The organism is Bradyrhizobium sp. 956_D2_N1_4, assembly GCF_052076025.1.
Taxonomy (GTDB): domain Bacteria; phylum Pseudomonadota; class Alphaproteobacteria; order Rhizobiales; family Xanthobacteraceae; genus Bradyrhizobium; species Bradyrhizobium barranii.
In genome coordinates this window covers 3514721-3532501 of sequence record NZ_CP197237.1, presented here as the reverse complement: position 1 = coordinate 3532501, position 17781 = coordinate 3514721, and the positions used below count along the sequence as shown (strand labels likewise).

The 17781-nt window shown below is 64.5% G+C and carries 18 protein-coding genes; 12 read left to right on the top strand and 6 right to left on the bottom strand.

The annotated features are described in order from the left end of the window. Positions 1-111 precede the first annotated feature (111 nt). From yajC to AB7535_RS16570, 6 genes are read left to right on the top strand one after another with little or no spacing between them, the layout of a single operon-like run. A complete protein-coding gene (gene yajC, locus AB7535_RS16595) occupies positions 112-486 on the top strand; it encodes a preprotein translocase subunit YajC (protein WP_071913636.1) in 375 nt (124 codons plus the stop codon). Positions 487-532: 46 nt separating this feature from the next. Then, positions 533-2137: a protein translocase subunit SecD gene (gene secD / locus AB7535_RS16590; protein WP_071913639.1), complete on the top strand. Its 1605-nt coding sequence runs from the start codon at positions 533-535 to the stop codon at positions 2135-2137. Between the two features lie 11 nt (positions 2138-2148). Then, positions 2149-3168, top strand: coding sequence for a protein translocase subunit SecF (secF, locus tag AB7535_RS16585; protein WP_028152341.1), 1020 nt, complete (start codon positions 2149-2151; stop codon positions 3166-3168). 60 nt (positions 3169-3228) lie between these two features. Beyond that, complete coding sequence (locus AB7535_RS16580) at positions 3229-3612, top strand: Mth938-like domain-containing protein (RefSeq protein WP_028152342.1); 384 nt, start codon at positions 3229-3231, stop codon at positions 3610-3612. Then, positions 3609-4472, top strand: coding sequence for a phytoene/squalene synthase family protein (locus AB7535_RS16575; RefSeq protein WP_135213736.1), 864 nt, complete (start codon positions 3609-3611; stop codon positions 4470-4472). Before AB7535_RS16580 ends, AB7535_RS16575 begins: the two co-directional genes overlap by 4 nt. Before the next feature lie 45 nt (positions 4473-4517). Continuing rightward, positions 4518-5762, top strand: a complete 1245-nt coding sequence (locus tag AB7535_RS16570; RefSeq protein WP_063983131.1) for a threonine ammonia-lyase — start codon at positions 4518-4520, stop codon at positions 5760-5762. Between the two features lie 11 nt (positions 5763-5773). On the opposite strand, the gene AB7535_RS16565 is transcribed toward AB7535_RS16570, so the two are convergent. Next, on the bottom strand, positions 5774-6952 hold the full coding sequence (locus AB7535_RS16565) for an aminotransferase class V-fold PLP-dependent enzyme (RefSeq protein ID WP_135213735.1): 1179 nt from the start codon (positions 6950-6952) through the stop codon (positions 5774-5776). A gap of 202 nt (positions 6953-7154) precedes the next feature. Between AB7535_RS16565 and AB7535_RS16560 the strand changes: the two genes are divergently transcribed. From AB7535_RS16560 to AB7535_RS16540, 5 genes are all read left to right on the top strand, one after another. Next, complete coding sequence (locus tag AB7535_RS16560; RefSeq protein ID WP_224517269.1) at positions 7155-8111, top strand: LysR family transcriptional regulator; 957 nt, start codon at positions 7155-7157, stop codon at positions 8109-8111. 113 nt (positions 8112-8224) lie between these two features. Further along, positions 8225-9418: a CaiB/BaiF CoA transferase family protein gene (locus AB7535_RS16555; RefSeq protein WP_135213734.1), complete on the top strand. Its 1194-nt coding sequence runs from the start codon at positions 8225-8227 to the stop codon at positions 9416-9418. After that, complete coding sequence (locus AB7535_RS16550; protein ID WP_135213733.1) at positions 9415-10356, top strand: hydroxymethylglutaryl-CoA lyase; 942 nt, start codon at positions 9415-9417, stop codon at positions 10354-10356. The genes AB7535_RS16555 and AB7535_RS16550 overlap by 4 nt, the downstream gene beginning before the upstream one ends. A gap of 39 nt (positions 10357-10395) precedes the next feature. After that, a complete protein-coding gene (locus AB7535_RS16545; RefSeq protein WP_135213732.1) occupies positions 10396-11730 on the top strand; it encodes an MFS transporter in 1335 nt (444 codons plus the stop codon). 122 nt (positions 11731-11852) lie between these two features. Then, positions 11853-12326, top strand: a complete 474-nt coding sequence (locus AB7535_RS16540; RefSeq protein ID WP_439036682.1) for a VOC family protein — start codon at positions 11853-11855, stop codon at positions 12324-12326. Positions 12327-12338: 12 nt separating this feature from the next. Here the strand turns inward: AB7535_RS16540 and AB7535_RS16535 are convergent, their stop codons facing one another. The 4 genes from AB7535_RS16535 to AB7535_RS16520 all read right to left on the bottom strand — a co-directional run bounded on the left by AB7535_RS16535 (position 12339) and on the right by AB7535_RS16520 (position 15803). Beyond that, a complete protein-coding gene (locus AB7535_RS16535; RefSeq protein ID WP_439036681.1) occupies positions 12339-12923 on the bottom strand; it encodes a CAP domain-containing protein in 585 nt (194 codons plus the stop codon). Between the two features lie 70 nt (positions 12924-12993). Further along, positions 12994-14088: an AMP-binding enzyme gene (locus AB7535_RS16530; RefSeq protein ID WP_135213731.1), complete on the bottom strand. Its 1095-nt coding sequence runs from the start codon at positions 14086-14088 to the stop codon at positions 12994-12996. A gap of 8 nt (positions 14089-14096) precedes the next feature. Next, the gene (gene trmFO, locus AB7535_RS16525; RefSeq protein WP_135213730.1) at positions 14097-15524 is read right to left on the bottom strand and encodes a methylenetetrahydrofolate--tRNA-(uracil(54)-C(5))-methyltransferase (FADH(2)-oxidizing) TrmFO; all 1428 of its coding nucleotides are present in this window, start codon (positions 15522-15524) and stop codon (positions 14097-14099) included. Between the two features lie 126 nt (positions 15525-15650). Next, positions 15651-15803: a DUF1127 domain-containing protein gene (locus AB7535_RS16520; RefSeq protein WP_007590701.1), complete on the bottom strand. Its 153-nt coding sequence runs from the start codon at positions 15801-15803 to the stop codon at positions 15651-15653. A 639-nt stretch (positions 15804-16442) separates the two neighbouring features. Between AB7535_RS16520 and AB7535_RS16515 the strand changes: the two genes are divergently transcribed. Next, on the top strand, positions 16443-16769 hold the full coding sequence (locus tag AB7535_RS16515; RefSeq protein ID WP_028152352.1) for a hypothetical protein: 327 nt from the start codon (positions 16443-16445) through the stop codon (positions 16767-16769). 60 nt (positions 16770-16829) lie between these two features. On the opposite strand, the gene AB7535_RS16510 is transcribed toward AB7535_RS16515, so the two are convergent. Beyond that, positions 16830-17654: a lytic murein transglycosylase gene (locus AB7535_RS16510; protein WP_063983140.1), complete on the bottom strand. Its 825-nt coding sequence runs from the start codon at positions 17652-17654 to the stop codon at positions 16830-16832. Positions 17655-17781: the final 127 nt, after the last annotated feature.

Sequence of the window (17781 nt, the reverse complement as noted above, 5' to 3'; positions counted from 1 at the left end):
TGGCAGCGTTGCAATTGGGGCAATGGCCGCTATAGTCCGCGCGAATTTGACCGAACCGGTCGCCTTTGAGGGCCTGACCGGTTTTCCCCCGTTTCCACGAGGATCGTCCGAATGTTCATTACCCCTGCGTATGCCCAGGCCGCGGGCGCCGGCGACACCAACAGCATGTTGATGTCGCTGCTGCCGTTCGCCCTGATCTTCGTGATCATGTACTTCCTGATTCTGCGCCCGCAGCAGAAGAAGGTGCGCGACCATGCCGACCTCGTGAAGAACATCCGCCGCGGCGACACCGTCGTGACCTCGGGCGGCCTCGTCGGCAAGGTCACCAAGGTCGTCGACGACGACCAGATCGAGTTCGAGATTTCCGACGGCGTGCGCGTGCGGCAGATGCGCCAGATGATCTCGGGCGTGCGCGCGAAGGGCGAGCCGGCGAAGGAATCCAAGGATAGCAAGGAAGCCGCCAAGGACGACGCCGCGTCGAAGTGAGCGCTTCCGCGAGCATCCCAATCTCCTGATCTGACAGGTCCAGTCGATGTTGTATTTCACGCGGTGGAAGGCGCTCGGGATTATCCTGACGGCGCTGATCGTGTGCCTCTGCGCGGTGCCGAACTTCTTCCCCGAAGCGCAGGTCAAGACCTGGCCCGCCTGGGCGCAGCGCCGGCTCGTGCTCGGCCTCGATCTCCAGGGCGGCTCCTATCTGCTGCTCGAGGTCGATTCGAGCTATGTGAAGAAGGAGAGGCTGGACCAGGTCCGCGACGACGTCCGCCGGACCCTGCGCGATGCCAAGATCGGATTCACCGGCGGCGTGACCGTGCGCAACGACGCGGCCGAGGTTCGCATCACCAAGGAATCCGACGTGCAGCCGGCGCTCGCCAAGCTGCGCGAGCTGTCCCAGCCACTGGGCGGACTGATGGGATCCAGCGGTCAGCGCGACCTTGAGGTGACCGATGCCGGCGGCGGCGTGATCCGCCTGGCGATTCCGCAGGCTGCGATGCTCGACCGCATGCGCAAGACCATCGAGCAGTCGATTCAGATCGTCGAGCGCCGCGTCAACGAGCTCGGCACCGTCGAACCGGTCATCCAGCGCCAGGGCAACGACCGCATTCTGGTGCAGGTCCCAGGTCTTCAGGATCCGACCCGCCTGAAGGAATTGCTCGGCAAGACCGCGAAGATGGAATTCCGCATGGTCGATGCGTCCGTGCCGCCGGATCAGGCGCAGCAGGGACGGTTGCCGCCGGAATCCGAGCTGCTGATGAGCGCCTCGCCGCCGCCCACGCCCTATGTGGTCAAGAAGCAGGTGCTGGTCGCCGGTGGCGACCTGACCGACGCCCAGGCGAGCTTCGACCAGCGCACGGGTGAGCCGGTCGTCAGCTTCAAGTTCAACACCTCGGGCGCGCGCAAATTCGCGCAGGCCACGCAGGAAAACGTCGGGCTGCCCTTCGCGATCGTGCTCGACAACAAGGTGATCTCGGCGCCCGTCATCCGCGAGCCCATCACCGGTGGCCAGGGCCAGATCTCCGGCAATTTCACGGTGCAATCGGCCAACGATCTCGCGATTCTCTTGCGCGCCGGCGCGCTTCCGGCCCCGCTCACGGTGGTCGAGGAGCGCACCGTCGGTCCGGGCCTCGGCCAGGACTCGATCGAGAAGGGCGAGCTTGCGGCTTACGTCGGCTCGATCCTGGTCATCATCTTCATGCTGCTGACCTACCGGCTGTTCGGCGTGTTCGCGAACATCGCGGTGGCCATCAACGTCGCCATGATCTTCGGCCTGTTGTCGCTGCTCAACGCCACGCTGACGCTGCCCGGCATCGCCGGCATCGTGCTCACCGTCGGCATCGCGGTCGACTCCAACGTGCTGATCTACGAGCGCATCCGTGAGGAGTTGCGGGGTGGCCGCAATGCGATTTCGGCGATCGACGCCGGCTTCAAGCGGGCGCTTGCGACCATCCTCGATTCCAACATCACCACCTTCATTGCTGCCGCCGTGCTGTTCTACATCGGCACCGGCCCGGTGCGCGGCTTTGCCGTGACGCTCGGCATCGGCATCATCACCACGGTGTTCACCGCCTTCACGCTGACCCGGCTGATCGTAGCCTGGTGGGTGCGGTGGAAGCGGCCGCAGAGCGTGCCGATCTAGGAGCTAAGACCGTGACTCACTACGTTCTCATCGGGCTTGGCATTCTCATTGCCGTTCTCACCGTGGTCGCAGCGCTCGGGCTGCTGCCGTCGCTGCGCATCGTCCCGGACGATACGCATTTCGACTTCACGCGCTTCCGCCGGATCAGCTTCCCGATCTCGGCGGCGCTGTCGATCGTCGCGATCACGCTGTTCTTCACCCATGGCCTGAATTTCGGCATCGACTTCCGCGGCGGCACGCTGCTGGAAGTGCAGGCCAAGTCCGGCGCCGCCGACATCGCCGCGATGCGGACGACGCTCGATGCCTTGCATCTCGGCGAAGTCCAGTTGCAGCAGTTCGGCGGCCCCGAGAACGTCCTGATCCGCGTCGCGGAGCAGCCGGGCGGCGACGCTGCCCAGCAGGAAGCCGTGCAGAAGGTGCGCGGCGCGCTCGGCGATTCCGTCGAATATCGCCGCGTCGAGGTGGTGGGACCGCGCGTGTCCGGCGAACTGCTGGCCTATGGCATGCTCGGCCTGATGCTCGCGATCGTCTCGATCCTGATCTACCTCTGGTTCCGCTTCGAATGGCAGTTCGCGCTCGGCGCCATGATCGCCAACGTGCACGACATCGTGCTGACGATCGGCTTCATGTCGATCAGCCAGGTCGATTTCGACCTGACCAGCATCGCGGCCCTTCTGACCATTCTGGGCTACTCGCTCAACGACACCGTCGTCATCTACGACCGTATCCGCGAAATGCTGCGCCGCTACAAGAAGATGCCGATGCCGCAGCTGCTCAACGAGTCGATCAATTCGACCCTGTCGCGTTCGATCATCACCCACTTCACCGTGACGCTGGCGCTGTTGGCTTTGCTGCTGTTCGGCGGCCATGCCATCCACAGCTTCACCGCGGTGATGATGTTCGGCGTGGTGCTGGTCGGCACCTATACCTCGATCTTCATCGCGGCCCCGATCCTGATCTATCTCGGCGTCGGCGAGCATCGCGAAGATGCGCCCGATACGGCTACGCCGGCGAAGAAAAACAAGGCATGATCCGAACCGCATGCCCTCGCAGGCGTTTGCGAGGGCAGTAAGCTCATTCGGACGAAGCACATGGCCGGCGATCCCAACGCACCGCATTTTCCCCGCTCGGCGCCGATCGAAGCCTATGGCAAGGGCGGCTTCGCCTTTGCCGGCATGTCGCATCGGGGATCGCTGCTCTGCCTGCCCGACGCGATCTGGGCCTGGGACGTGACGGACCCGACGAAGATCGACCGCTATTCGCTGGATCGCGTCTTCACGGCGGCCAACAGCATCGACACGCTTCTGATCGGTACCGGAACCGGCGTCTGGTTGCCGCCGCCGGACCTGCGGCAGGCGCTGAAGGCGGTGAGGGTGGTGCTGGATACGATGCAGACCGGTCCCGCCGTGCGCACCTACAACATCATGATCGGCGAGCGGCGCCGCGTCGCCGCGGCGCTGATCGCCGTGCCATGAGCAGCGCTGCGCCTCCGGCCGATTCGGTCGCCTTCTGCGCCGGCCTCGTGCGCAGCCATGACTTCCCGCGCTATGCCGCAACGCTGTTTGCGCCGGCCGCCGAGCGCCAGGCGCTGCTGGCGCTCTATGCCTTCAATGTCGAGATCGTCCGCGTCCGCGACCAGGTGAGCCAGCCCTTGCCCGGCGAAATCCGCCTGCAATGGTGGACCGACATGCTGTCGGGCCACGTCCACGGCAGCGCCGAGGGCAACCCGGTGGCGGCGGAGCTATTGCGTGCGATCAGCGATTTCGACCTGCCGGTCGAGCCGTTGTCGCTGCTCGCCGACGAGCATCAGTTCGATCTCTACAACGATCCGATGCCGACCATGGCGGCTCTGGAGGGTTATCTGGACGCGACCTGTTCGGCATTGTTTGCCCTCGCGGCGCGGGTCATGGCGCCGCCTTCGGAGGCGGCCGAGCATGTCGCAAGGCATGCCGGGCTCGCCCAGGGCATCGCGCAGGTGATTGCGAATCTGCCGCGCGACTCGGCGCACCGGCAACTGTTCCTGCCGCAGCAGCTGCTGGCGGCCCATGGCTGCCAGATGGAGGACGTGTTCGCCGGCAAGGAGACGCCAAATCTGCATGCGGTGCTGGGCCAGCTCGTGGGCGAAGCCGAGCAGCATTTGACGACGGCCTTGTCGTTGTTGCCGGAGGTGCCGGCGCCGGCACGGCCAGCGTTTCTGCTGCTGAGCCAGGTGCGGGGTGACCTCAAGCGCCTGTCGCAACCCGGGCGCAATCCGTTTGCGCCGCAGCCCCCGTCGCGGCTGCGCACGCTATGGACGCTGTGGCGGGCTTCACGTTCCCGGGAATTTACCAAATAGCGGCCGGTTTATCGCCTCAAACGGTCAAATGCTCTATGCTGTCCTATGGCTGAGTTGTCCCAAAACACGTCCCCCGATCTTAGCGGCCTTCCGGTCGCTCTGGGCGACATTCATGCCGCCGCCGACACCATCCGCGGCGCCGTCGTCGAGACGCCCTGCAGCTACAGCCGCACGCTGAGCAACATCTGCGGCTGCGACATCTGGCTGAAATTCGAAAACCTCCAGTTCACCTCCTCGTTCAAGGAGCGGGGTGCGCTCAACCGGCTCACCGCGCTGACGCCGGAGGAGCGTGCGCGCGGCGTCATCGCGATGTCGGCGGGCAACCACGCGCAGGGCGTCGCCTATCACGCCAAGCGGCTCGGCATTCCCGCCACCATCGTCATGCCGGTCGGCACGCCCATGGTGAAGGTCGAGAACACCAAGCACCACGGCGCCGAGGTAGTGGTGACGGGCGCGACGCTGGAGGAGGCGGCCGTCTATGCGCGCAGCCATGGCGAGGCCCGCGGCATGATCTTCGTCCACCCCTACGACGACCCGCTCGTCATCGCGGGGCAGGGCACTGTCGGGCTCGAGATGCTGAAGGCGGTGCCGGAGCTCGATACGCTGGTGGTCCCGATCGGCGGCGGTGGCCTGATCAGCGGCATCGGCATTGCCGCGAAATCGATCAAGCCGACGGTGCGGATTCTTGGCGTCGAGGCCTGGCTCTACCCCTCGATGTACAACGCCATCCATGACGGCAATCTGCCCGCGCGCGGCGACACGCTCGCCGAAGGCATCGCGGTGAAATCGCCGGGCAAGATCACGACCGAGATCGTCCGCCGCCTCGTCGACGATATCGCGCTGGTGAACGAAGCCGAGCTCGAGCGTGCGGTCGCGACCCTGATCTCGATCGAGAAGACGGTCGTCGAGGGCGCCGGCGCCGCCGGGCTTGCCGCGCTGATGTCCGATACGTCCCGCTTTGCCGGCCAGAAGGTCGGCCTCGTCCTGAGCGGCGGCAACATCGACACGCGGCTGATCGCCTCCGTTCTGACGCGTGAGCTGGCGCGCGAGGGGCGGCTGACCCAGTTGTCGCTCGATATCCCCGATCGGCCGGGGCAATTGGCCGCCGTCGCCTCACTGCTGGCCGAGGCCGGCGCCAACATCATCGAGGTCTCGCATCAGCGGACCTTCTCCGATCTGCCGGCCAAAGCGACGCTGCTTCAGCTCGTCATCGAGACCCGCGACAGCGCGCATCTCGACGAGGTCATGGCCAAGCTCGGCGCATCCGGACTGAGCGCGCGCTGCACCTGAGCGGCGCGCCGCTATCGCGGCGCCAAACCCGCGAGGTGGCCGATCAGCCGGTCGATCTCGGCTTCCGTGTTGTAGTAATGCGGGGAGGCCCGCACGACCGGTGGCAGCGAGCGGATTTCGGCATCGATACGGGTGCTCCCCGGATCTGAAGCGCCGATGGTGATGCCTGCCGCAGCGGCGCTTCTGACGATGGCGTCCGCCTCATACCCATCCAGCGTGAAGCTGACGATGGCGCCCGGTGCGCGTCCGAGGTCGCGAATAGTCACGCCGCGAACGGAGGCGAGGCCGCCGCGAAGACGGTCCGCAAGCAGACGGCAGCGCTGCTCGATGGGGCCGAGGCCGATCGCGAGGGCATAATCGATGGCAGCGCCGAGACCGAGACGTGCCGCGTAATTGTTCTCCCATGTCTCGAAACGGCGGGCATCGTCACGGAGCCGATATTCACCGCGCGAGACCCAGGGCGCGGCGAAGTGATCGATCATCGGCGGCTCGAGTCGTTGCAGCATCTCGCGGCGGACGTAGAGAAAGCCCGTGCCGCGCGGGCCGCGGAGGAATTTACGCCCCGTCGCCGACAGCATGTCACAGCCGACGGCTTCGACGTCGACCGTCATCTGGCCGACCGCCTGGCAGGCGTCGAGCAGATAGGGAATCCCGTGCGCCCGCGCGATCTTGCCGATCGCCGCCGCGGGATTGACCAATCCGCCATTGGTCGGAACCCAGGTGACGGCGATCAGCTTCACGCGCTCGTCGATCATGCGTTCGAGCGCGTGGACGTCGAGCTCGCCGGTGGCGTCGCTCGGCACGACATCGATGATCGCGCCCGTGCGCCTTGCGACCTGAAGAAACGCGACGTAGTTGGCTGCGTATTCCGCTTCGGCGGTCAGGATCCGATCGCCCTGGCGAAACGGAAGCGCGTAGAACGCCATCTGCCAGGCAATTGTCGCGTTCTCCATGAGGGCGATCTCATCGGGGGCGGCATTCAGAAGGCGCGCTACGGAGCCGTAGACCGCATCGAGCCGATCGGACTCGCGGTCGGCAGCGGCATAACCTCCGATCTCGCCCTCCAGATCGATGTGGTCCTTCATTGCCGCGACGACGGCAGTTGGCATGAGGGCCGCGCCGGCATTGTGGAGATAAGCGAGGCGGGAGGCGGCCGGGGTGTCGGAACGTATCCGGTCGATGTCGATCAAGTGCTGGTCTCCGCCTCTGCTATCCCGATCCCATGAATTAGGCGCGTTGACGAGCGCGAGCAAGCTCATGTGCAGCTTGGAACAAAATGGCGGATTATTGCCTCGTCTTGGTATCGGATTCCAAATCGGCGGCCTTTCTCCCCGGATTTTGAGAAACCCGGTGGCTTCGAACGCTATATCTTCCCGGATCGGGAAACAGACCATGCAAGAGAAAACGCAATCCCGCTCAATGACCGGGACGCCCAGGACCAACATCACCCGACGGATCGACCTCACGACCCTCAGGCTGTTCATCGCCATCTGTGAGGAAGGCAATTTGACGCGCGCCTCGCAGCGCGAGGCGATCGCGCCCTCTGCTGTCAGCAAGCGCATGCATGATCTCGAGGAAGTGCTCGAGGTCGCGCTGTTCGAGCGGCATCCGAACGGCATGGCGCTGACGCCGGCCGGTGAATCGCTGCTGCATCATGCGCGCGTGACGTTGCTCAACGTCGAGAAGATCGCCGTCGACATGGCCGAGCATGCGCGCGGCGTGCGCGGGCATGTGCGGATGCTGGCCAATCTGTCGTCGATCGTCGAATTCCTTCCCGACGATCTGCCCGGCTTCTTTCGCTCGCACGAGTTGGTGCGGCTCGATCTGCAGGAGCGCCCCAGCGCCGATGTCGTTCGCGGCGTCGAGGAGGGCGTGGCCGAAATCGGCATCTGCTCGGCAGACGTGTCGACGCGCGGGCTGGAGCGGTTCTCCTATCGACGCGACCGCCTCGTCATCGTGGTGCGATCCGATCATCCGCTTGCGTCGGCAAGAGACGTTTCGTTCGCCGATACACTCGACTACGACCATGTCGGCCTGTTTGCGACCAGCTCGATCTATCTGCGCTCGCAATACACCGCGCAGCAGATCGGCAAGTCGATCCGGTTGCGGGTCCACGTACCGGGTTTTGATGCGGTCTGCCGGATGGTGCAGGCCGGCATGGGGATCGGCCTCATTCCCGACCGTGCGTTCGAGGTCCTCAGTCACGGCATGAATCTGACGGCCGTCGAGTTAAGCGACGACTGGGCCGATCGCGAACTGGTGCTGGTGGCCAGGGATCCCGCGGGATTGTCGGCGACGAGCCAGTTGATGCTCGATCATCTGCGATTGCCCGGAACCAAACCTCACTGATGGCGGCCTTCGTGTCGTTCGTCATCCGCGAACGCGTGTTCATCAAAGGATATTGGACTTAAGGCCCTGCGCTCGGCGACACCACGATCAAAGACGATCGAGGAGCGCCAGACGTGGACGGACCATTATCCGGAATACGAGTCGTCGAACTCGGAACTTTGATCGCGGCACCATTTGCCGCGCGGCTCTTTGCTGAGTTCGGCGCCGAAGTCATCAAGATCGAGCAGCCGGGCAGCGGGGATCCGTTGCGCAGATGGCGCAAGCTGCATCAGGGCACCTCGCTCTGGTGGTACCTGCAATCCCGCAACAAGAAGTCGATCGCGATCGATCTGAAATCGCCTGACGGGCGCGACGTCGCGCTGCGCCTGGCCGCGCAAGCCGATGTCGTGATCGAGAATTTCAAGCCAGGAAGCCTCGAGAAGCTTGGCCTCGGCTGGGACGTGCTCTCAAAGCTCAATCCGGACCTGACACTGGTCCGCATCTCCGGCTACGGGCAGACCGGCCCTTACCGCGACCGCTCCGGGTTCGGCGCGATCGGAGAGGCCATGGGCGGGCTGCGCTTCACTACCGGCGATCCCGACAGCCCGCCGGCCCGGGTCGGCATCAGCATCGGCGACAGCCTTGCTTCGCTTCATGGCGTGATCGGCGCGCTGATGTCGCTGCTTCGTGTCAAGACAGGGCAGGGGCGAGGGCAGGTGGTCGACGTCTCGCTCTATGAGAGCGTGTTCAACCTGATGGAGAGTCTTGTCCCCGAATATGACCTCATGGGTCATGTCAGGACCCGCACCGGCGGCGCCCTGCCGGGCATCAGTCCATCCAATACATATCCCAGCTCCGACGGGCGCCATGTCGTGATCGCCGGCAACAGCGACGCGATCTTCAAACGCTTGATGCTGGTCATCTGGCGGCCGGACCTTGCCGACGATCCGGCCCTTGCCAGCAATGACGGACGTGTCCGCAGCAACGCCTTGCTCGATGCTGCCATCACTGCATGGACCTCGCAGCGAACGATGGACGAGATCCTCGCACGTCTCGATGCGGCCGACGTTCCCGCGGGCCGGATCTATTCCGTCGCCGATATTGTCGACGATCCCCATTACGCCGCCCGCGAGATGATCCTGCAGACCGAGCTGCCGGGCGATGTCACCGTAAAGATGCCGGGCATCGCGCCAAAGCTCTCCGACACCCCGGGCGCCGTCAAATGGCCTGGCCCGACGCTGGGACAGCATACCGACGAGGTGCTCGCGGGTCTCGGCTTGCAGGCAGGCGATATCGCGCAGCTGCGCCGCAGCGGAGCGGTGCAATGACGGCGCCGCCACCGGACATCCGGATCCAGGAGGTCGCTCCGCGCGACGGCCTTCAGATCGAAGCGAAATGGGTCGAAACCAGCGAGAAAATCCGGCTGATCAATTCGCTCTCTGCGATCGGCTTCAGTCGCATCGAGGTCTCGTCATTCGTGTCAGCGGCGGCCGTGCCGTCGCTGCGCGACGCCACGGACGTCTTCACCGGCATCGAGCGGCGGCCAGGCACGATCTATACGGCGCTGATCCCGAACCGGAAGGGTTCTGAGCTGGCGCTGGCCGCACGCGCCGACGAGCTCAATTTCGTGATGTCGGCGAGTGAAACGCACAACCGTGCCAACATGAACATGACGCATGCGGCGTCGCTGGCGTCGCTCAGCGAGATCGTGAAGCCGGCCCACGCAGGCGGCGCGTTGGTCAACGCGACGGTTGCGACCGCGTTCGGCTGTCCGTTCGAAGGCCTGCAGCCTCTCGAGAAGGTGCTCGATATCGTCAAGCGCTATCTCGATCTCGGGGTCGACGGCGTCACGCTCGCCGACACCACGGGCATGGCCAATCCCAATCAGGTCTCGCAGCTGGTTGCCGCGGTCTTGATGCTGGTCCCTGCGGACATGCTTACGCTTCACTTCCACAACACGCGCGGTCTCGGGCTGGTTAACGTCCTCGCGGCCTATGACACCGGCGCGCGCCGCTTTGACGCCGCGCTGGGCGGCCTCGGCGGATGTCCATTTGCGCCGGGCGCCACCGGCAATGTCTGTACCGAAGACCTCGTCAATCTCTGCCACGAGACGGGCTTGCGAACCGGTCTCGATCTGCAGCGCTTGATCGATCTCTCGTTCCGATTGCCTGGAGTGGTCGGACATGAGGTGCCGGGACAGGTCGCCAAGGCCGGCCGTCCCCTCGATCTGCACCCCATACCCGAGCGGCTGCGACGCTCGGGCTGATCGACCGCTATCAAAATTCAAAACACATTGGAGGAAACCATGACGATTGCCACGGCGGCGACTGCCGACCTCGATACTGGACTCACAGAGCATCAGGTCATCAAGAAGATTGCGTGGCGGCTGATGCCGCTGATCATCGTCTGCTACTTCTTTGCGTTCTTCGACCGCGTCAACATCAGCTTTGCCAAGGCTGCGCTCCAGGCCGATCTCGGCCTCAGCAACACAGCCTACGGATTTGGCGCCAGCCTGTTCGTCGTTGGCTACGTCCTGCTGGAAGTGCCGAGCAATATGCTGCTCTATCGCTTCGGCGCGCGGCGCTGGATCGCCCGCATCATGATTTCCTGGGGGCTGGCGACGGCGGCGATGGTCTTCGTTCATAGCGAGTGGCAGTTCTATGCGCTGCGCTTCGTGATTGGCGCCATGGAGGCGGGATTTGCGCCCGGCATTCTCTATTACCTGACACTCTGGTTTCCAAAATCGCATCGCGGCCGCATGACGTCCGTGTTCTTTCTCGCCACTGCATTCTCGGGGATCATCGGCGCGCCGATCTCGGGTCTCATCCTCAACTATCTGAACGGGCTGCACGGTCTGGCCGGTTGGCAATGGCTGTTTCTGGCTGGCGGCATTCCCTGCGTTGCGCTTGGCTTCGTCGTGCTGCTGCGCTTCGACGACGGGATCGAGCAGGCCGAATGGTTGAGCGACGACGAGCGCCGATTGATCTCGGTTCAGCTGGACCGCCAGAAGAACGAGATCGGCGAGCATTCGGCATGGCGCTCGCTGCTCATGCCCGGCGTGCTGCTGCTCGGATTCATCTACTTCCTGATCCAGATCGCCTCCTACGGCCTCAATTTCTGGGCGCCCGACCTGATCAAGGCGGCCGGGGGCGGAAGTGCGGCTGCGATCGGCTTCCTGACCGCCGTTCCCTATATCTGCGGCGCCATCTGCATGATCGTCGTAGGCCGATTGTCGGATGCATCGGGGGAGCGCCCCAAATTCGTCGCGGGTCTGGTGCTGACGGCGGCGGTGGGCTTCTTCGCCTCGGGCGTATTCGACAGGAACGTCGTCACGCTGGTTGGCGCGCTTGCCATCCTTGGTGCCGGCGTGGTTGCGGCCATTCCGACATTCTGGACGCTGCCTCCGAAAATTCTCACCGGTGCGGGGGCAGCGAGCGGGATCGCACTCATCAACACGCTGGGGCAGGTCGGCGGCATCGTCAGCCCGGTCATGGTTGGCTCGGTCAAGGATGTGACCGGCAGCACGACGCCGGCGCTCTATGTCATTGGCGGCTTGTGCGTGCTCTGTGCGTTGCTGCTGCTGACGGTGCTTCCGCGAGACCTGAAAGCCAGGGACGTGGCGGAACCCCGGGTCGCATAGGCCGCGGCATTGGCGCGCCTTGGTGAGGCGCATTCAAGAGGGTATCTAGGCGAAAGACATCACACCGCCGTCCATTCTCAATGGATGGCGGTGTGATGGCCCGGAACCGAAGGGGACGCGCAATGGCGAAGAACACGATTTGCCTCTGGTACGACAAAGACGCCGAGGCGGCTGCCCGCTTCTATGCCGAGATGTTCCCCGACAGCGCAGTGAGCGCCATCCACCGCGCGCCCAGCGACTACCCGTCGGGTAAGGCCGGCGACGTGCTCACCGTCGAGTTCACCGTGGCCGGGGTCGCCTGTCTCGGCCTCAACGGCGGTCCGATCTTCAAGCACAATGAGGCCTTCTCGTTCCAGATCGCCACCGACGATCAGGAGGAGACCGACCGCTATTGGAACGCCATCATCGGCAATGGCGGGCAGGAGAGCGCCTGCGGTTGGTGCAAGGACAGATGGGGCCTCTCCTGGCAGATCACGCCGCGGGTGTTGACTGAGGCACTGGCGGCGGGCGGTGCCGAGGCCAAGCGCGCCTTCGATGCGATGATGGGGATGACGAAGATCGATGTCGCCGCGATCGAGGCCGCGCGCCGCGGCTGAAATTTTCTCGTCTCAGATACAGAGGCCGAGCAGCTTGACGTGGCAGCCGCTGGATTTGGGCTTGCTGGCGGGCGCGGCCTCGCGCTTCACGGCAACCAGCGGCTCCTCGTCCTTCTTGCCTTTACCTTTGCCCTTGCCCTTCGGCTCGTAGTCGCCCGCGATCACCATGGCCCAATAGGTTCGCTTGCCGCTGGCATTTTTTGCGCTCGCGATACCGACGCGGGAGGCGTTGTGCAGCAGCAGGTTCTTGCGATGCCCGGACGAGTCGATCCACTGTCCCAGCGTCTTCTCGAAATTGTCGTAGCCGTAGGCGATGTTCTCGGCCGCGCGGCCCGCGCCGGCCGGTGCGACGCGCCGGTTGAACGGGCCGAGCGCGTCGTGGCTGAGGTCGTCCTTTGCCGCCATCGCGCGGGCCTGGTCCATGGCGATGCGGTCAAGGGTTGAATCGCGGACGACGCGGACTTCGCCGTTCTTGAGGCGAAAGCCGGAGATCAGCTCGGCCGGGGATTCGGCCATCGCGGGCGCAGCTGCGAGCAGCAGAAGGCCAGCGATCACGCCGCCAACCACACCATGCATCATCACCCTCCGAATGCCCATGACCCGCCGCCCGAATGATCCGATCGCTTCTCTATCGCCAATGTGGACGCTTCAAGGCGCGAGCAGCCCGTCAGCCCGCCGGCAGGTCCGCCTCGAAATTGAAACGGTCCCGCAGGTTCTTCCGCTGTTCCAGGATGTCCTTGAGGAAGGCGCGGTCCTGGTCGTTCTTCATCATCGGCTCGATCAGGTCGAGCTGGTTCATGGCGACCAGTTGCAGGATCTCGGTCCGCGGCTTGCCGCTGGTATCGCGGGGCAGCGCGTGTACGACCTGGATGTGCTCCGGCGGCTTTGGACCCTTGGCGGCCGAAAGTTCGCTGCGAAGCTCGCCTTCAAGCGTGGCCTGATCGGCCTCGACGAAGGCATAGAGCCCGACGCCGGAGCGGCGGTCGGCGAAGGCGACGATGGCGGTGTCGCGCACGGCCGGGTTCTTGCGGATCAGCTCGGCCAGCACCGGCGCGTCGTTGACCAGCCGGCGGCCGCCGCCCTCGCGGTCGGTGAAGTTGAACAGGCCGCGCGTGATCGCGCGATAGACCTTCTTGCCGGTCGCGAGCCACAGGCTGGCGGCGAATGATTTCTTCGCCAGGATTTTTCGCTCGCGCGGCGTCAGCGCCTCGGGTGCATAGGAACGCTTGTGCTTGAGCAGATGCCGCAGGTCCTCGTAGGCGAGGATGCGGTAGAGCCGGCCACGTCGGTTGAAGCAGGCCGCGAGCTGGAAGTCGGTGACATAGGCGCGGCCGTCGCGGCCGACCAGCCAGTTCTGCTCCTTGGCGAGATCGTTGTGGCAGATGCCGGCGCGGCGCAGCCGGCGTAGCGCCGCCTTGGCCGAGCGGAAATAGGCGAGGTCGCCATGCGGCTTGGCGAGATGGAGCGCGACGCCGTCGACAAAGCCGCGTACCAGGGCGCGGCGTCCGGCCCACAGCAACTCGGGGCCGACGTTCAGGCCTTTTGCAAGAACGAGTGCGTGTTTCTCGCGCGCGAACAGATGACGGGCCAGGAGGAATGACCACCACGGCACTTCGTCGAGCCGGCGCAGCACGGCGTCGACCTCGCCGCTGTCACCGCGGAAGCGGCCGCGCTCGACGGTCGAGAACACGTCGCGCTTGAGCAGCACGCCCTCGGTCCAGCGCGCCGACAGTGTCGCGGCGTCGTCTTTGGGAAGACTCATCGAAAAACTCACGCGGCTGCGGCGATGCGCAGGTGATCGGCGATCCAGCGATCGAGATCGGCGAGTGCCAGCGCGCTCATCGCCTGCTTCTTGGCCACCGTCTTTTCGTTGCCGCGCAGGCGCGTGCCGTCGGGCTTCTTCGTCGGCGCGCTCGCGAGCGGCGGGAACAGGCCGAAATTGATGTTCATCGGCTGGAACGAGCGTGTACCGGGCTCGATGGTCTCGATATGGCCGCCGGTGATGTGACCGAGCAGCGATCCCAGTGCCGTCGTAGCGGGCGGGCTCGCCAGCGTCTCGCCGCGCGCATCCGCCGCCGCATAGAGACCGGCGATCAGGCCGACGCTGGCGGATTCCACATAGCCCTCGCAGCCGGTCATCTGACCGGCGAAGCGCAGCCGCGGCTGCGCGCGCAGGCGCAGCTGGCCGTCGAGCAGCTTTGGCGAATTGAGGAAGGTGTTGCGATGCAGGCCGCCGAGGCGGGCGAATTCGGCCTTCTCCAGCCCCGGAATGCTGCGGAAGATGCGTTGCTGCTCGCCGTATTTCAGCTTCGTCTGGAATCCGACGATGTTGTAGAGCGTGCCGAGCTTGTTGTCCTGGCGCAGCTGCACGATCGCGTAGGCCTTCGTGGTGGGATCGTGCGGATTGGTGAGGCCGACCGGCTTCATCGGGCCGTGGCGCAACGTCTCGGGGCCGCGCTCCGCCATCACCTCGATCGGCAGGCAGCCGTCGAAATAGGGCGTGTTGGTTTCCCATTCCTTGAACTCGGTCTTCTCGCCTGCGATCAGCGCGGCGACGAAGCCGTCATACTGCTCCTTGGTCATGGGGCAGTTGATGTAGTCGGCACCGGTGCCGCCGGGGCCGACCTTGTCATAGCGCGACTGGAACCAGGCGACCGACATGTCGATGGACTCGCGATGCACGATTGGCGCGATCGCGTCGAAGAAGGCGAGAGCGTTCTCGTCGGTCAATTCGCGGATGGCGTCGGCCAGCGGGGCGGAGGTGAGGGGGCCGGTCGCCACGATCACGTTGCTCCAATCGGCCGGCGGCAGGCCGGAAACCTCGCCACGGGCGATCTCGATCAGGGGGTGGTCGTTGAGCGCCTTGGTGACGGCCGCCGAGAAGCCGTCGCGGTCGACCGCGAGCGCACCGCCGGCGGGCACCTGGTTGGCGTCGGCCGCGCGCATGATCAGCGAGCCGAGCCGGCGCATTTCGGCGTGCAGCAGGCCGACGGCGTTGTTGGCGGCGTCGTCCGAGCGGAACGAATTGGAGCAGACGAGCTCGGCGAGCCCATCGGTGCGGTGCGCTTCGGTCATGCGGTCCGGCCGCATCTCGTGCAGCACCACGGGCACGCCGGATTTGGCGACCTGCCAGGCGGCTTCGGAACCGGCAAGGCCGGCGCCGATCACGTGCACAATGTTGGATTGGGTTCCTGTCATGGGGCGGACAGGTAGCGCTTTTCGGCGGTCAGTGGAATCGCCGAGATGGAGTTTTCTGCCATCAGAAACGACAACGCCCGCACGAGGCGAGCGCTATCGGTTCGTCCGGTGAAGGGCTGAACGAAATCAGCCCTGATACTGACCGGCGGCAACGCGCGGGATGTCCGAGCGATCGAGGCCGATGTCGGCCAGTTCGCGATCGCTGAGCTGGGACAGCTCGGCAACATTGCGCTGATAGTCCCGGAAAGCCTGGATCATGCGGATGAGCGAGAGCAGCATTGGTAGTCTCCTGTAGTTCGATTCAGCCCTTGCCCGGGCCTCATCGTTGAAATGAATATAGGTGAGAGTGGTGCAGTGCGAAAGTTCCGATGTTGCGATGCAGCTAAGCGCGAGGTGCATAGCGGTGGTAACGGACGATTAACCCGGAGCACTCTCGCCTAAAGGGTAGGCGAAATAGGGAATGCTTTGCCATAAATCACCGTGAATTCACGGGTTTACTGCAACCACTCTCGTTACCGGTGAAATGGAAATAGGTAGGGTTCCAACTGTTCTCAAGGCGATCAGTCAGCGCCTGCGCCCAAGTCTCGCATGCGCGAATCGCATGATAGCGGAACTATAGATATGAATATAAATCCATTCATATGTGGGACACTATGCGACCGGGTCCCGACGATCCAACTCGCTTTGGGCTGGCGGATCACCAGACGGCCGGGCGTGAAGCCTGCCGAAACTCACCCTGCCTCGTTTCAGACCGCAACCGCCTCTCTGGTGCGGTGCACACACGCCGAACGTGTGGCGTTCATTACAAGGGTGTAATGAAAATCAGAAATTTTGCATGGTGCCTCTGCGCCGCACGCAACATCACGCAATTCTCGCGAGGAATTTATTGCGGCAAGTTGCCGCGCCCGGAGGAAAGTCATGTCGCAGATTCTGGCAATGTCGCTGGTTCTGTCACAAGAACAAGAGAAGGAAAGTAACATCATGACGAAGTTACTCGGGGTTATCGCAATTGCCGCCGTCGCGTTCGCCGTCGCGCCGGCCCAGGCTGCCAAGCACGCCATGGGCGGTTGCAGCTCAGCCAACCTGGAGAAGACGGAGACCGCGATCGAGAACATGGCCGACGGCGACAGCAAGTTCGTGGCGCAGAAGGAGATCGCGGCTGCGCAGGACGCGCTTCTCAACGGCAAAATGGGTGTGTGCGGCGCGCACCTGAACAAGGCGATGAACGCCACCATGGGGAAGTAAACGCACCAAGAGAGGGCCGATCGCCGGGCGATCGGCCCTACGCGTCCTGTCGGGCGCTATTTAAGGGGCGCGTGCGAGCTGGGTCGCGAAATAGGCGACGGTCTTGGAGTAGACTTCGCTCTTATTCCATTGCTGCAATACCGCAAAATTCGGACTGCCCGGCTGCCAGTCCTTGCCGCGCTGCCAGCCGTAGCCCGCGAGATAATTGGCGGTGGAGGCGAGCACGTCGGGCGCGTTGTGCAAGAGGTCGCGCTTGCCATTGCCGTCGAAATCGACGGCGTATTTCATCCAGGACGACGGCATGAACTGGGTCTGACCGAGCTCGCCGGCCCATGCGCCCTTCATGTCGGCGGGGGCGAGGTCGCCGCGCTGGACGATGCGCAGCGCATCCAGCAGCTCGGCACGAAACTGGTCGGAGCGACGGCAATCATAGGCCAGCGTTGCCAGCGAGCGGATGGTGGCGAACTTGCCGGTGTTGACGCCGAAATCGGTCTCGAGACCCCAGATCGCGACCAGCACCTCGCCGGGCACGCCATAAGTCTGTTCGATGCGGGACAGCACCGAGCCGTACTGCTTCATCATGTTGGAGCCGCGCTGCATGCGCGGCGGCACCATGCGGCCGGAGAACTCCTCGAAGGTCTGGGTGAAGACTTTTTGCGAGCGGTCCCGGTTGAGCACGCTCTGATCGAGCGTCACGCCGGCAAGCCCGGCGGCAACGGCCTGCTGCGAGACGCCCTTGGCCGCGGCGTCGGCTTTGAAGTCCGCGAGCCAGGCGTCGAAATTGCCCGAGCCGCAGGCAACAGCGGCGAGGGCTGGCTGGGCGGTTAGGATTGACGCGGAGAGGGCGAGGGCTGCGAGAGCGAGACGAGAAATCGTCGGGGTCATCAGATGAAATGGATTCCGTGAAGTGATCTGACCGGCGGGGGCAATTTCGATTGTAACCGCGGCCAAAGCAAGGCGTATGACAGCACGCAATCCTGCGCGAGCCGAGCCCGGGCAGGATCGCATGTCA

What these genes read in the sequence shown, in the direction of transcription:
- AB7535_RS16510 (WP_063983140.1), bottom strand. Translation starts at nt 17,654, where the DNA reads ATGACCCCGACGATTTCTCGTCTCGCTCTCGCAGCCCTCGCCCTCTCC.
- yajC (WP_071913636.1), top strand. Translation starts at nt 112, where the DNA reads ATGTTCATTACCCCTGCGTATGCCCAGGCCGCGGGCGCCGGCGACACC.
- secD (WP_071913639.1), top strand. Translation starts at nt 533, where the DNA reads ATGTTGTATTTCACGCGGTGGAAGGCGCTCGGGATTATCCTGACGGCG.
- AB7535_RS16560 (WP_224517269.1), top strand. Translation starts at nt 7,155, where the DNA reads ATGCAAGAGAAAACGCAATCCCGCTCAATGACCGGGACGCCCAGGACC.
- AB7535_RS16575 (WP_135213736.1), top strand. Translation starts at nt 3,609, where the DNA reads ATGAGCAGCGCTGCGCCTCCGGCCGATTCGGTCGCCTTCTGCGCCGGC.
- trmFO (WP_135213730.1), bottom strand. Translation starts at nt 15,524, where the DNA reads ATGACAGGAACCCAATCCAACATTGTGCACGTGATCGGCGCCGGCCTT.
- AB7535_RS16545 (WP_135213732.1), top strand. Translation starts at nt 10,396, where the DNA reads ATGACGATTGCCACGGCGGCGACTGCCGACCTCGATACTGGACTCACA.
- AB7535_RS16570 (WP_063983131.1), top strand. Translation starts at nt 4,518, where the DNA reads ATGGCTGAGTTGTCCCAAAACACGTCCCCCGATCTTAGCGGCCTTCCG.
- AB7535_RS16540 (WP_439036682.1), top strand. Translation starts at nt 11,853, where the DNA reads ATGGCGAAGAACACGATTTGCCTCTGGTACGACAAAGACGCCGAGGCG.
- AB7535_RS16550 (WP_135213733.1), top strand. Translation starts at nt 9,415, where the DNA reads ATGACGGCGCCGCCACCGGACATCCGGATCCAGGAGGTCGCTCCGCGC.
- AB7535_RS16520 (WP_007590701.1), bottom strand. Translation starts at nt 15,803, where the DNA reads ATGCTGCTCTCGCTCATCCGCATGATCCAGGCTTTCCGGGACTATCAG.
- AB7535_RS16530 (WP_135213731.1), bottom strand. Translation starts at nt 14,088, where the DNA reads ATGAGTCTTCCCAAAGACGACGCCGCGACACTGTCGGCGCGCTGGACC.
- AB7535_RS16515 (WP_028152352.1), top strand. Translation starts at nt 16,443, where the DNA reads ATGTCGCAGATTCTGGCAATGTCGCTGGTTCTGTCACAAGAACAAGAG.
- AB7535_RS16535 (WP_439036681.1), bottom strand. Translation starts at nt 12,923, where the DNA reads ATGGGCATTCGGAGGGTGATGATGCATGGTGTGGTTGGCGGCGTGATC.
- AB7535_RS16580 (WP_028152342.1), top strand. Translation starts at nt 3,229, where the DNA reads ATGGCCGGCGATCCCAACGCACCGCATTTTCCCCGCTCGGCGCCGATC.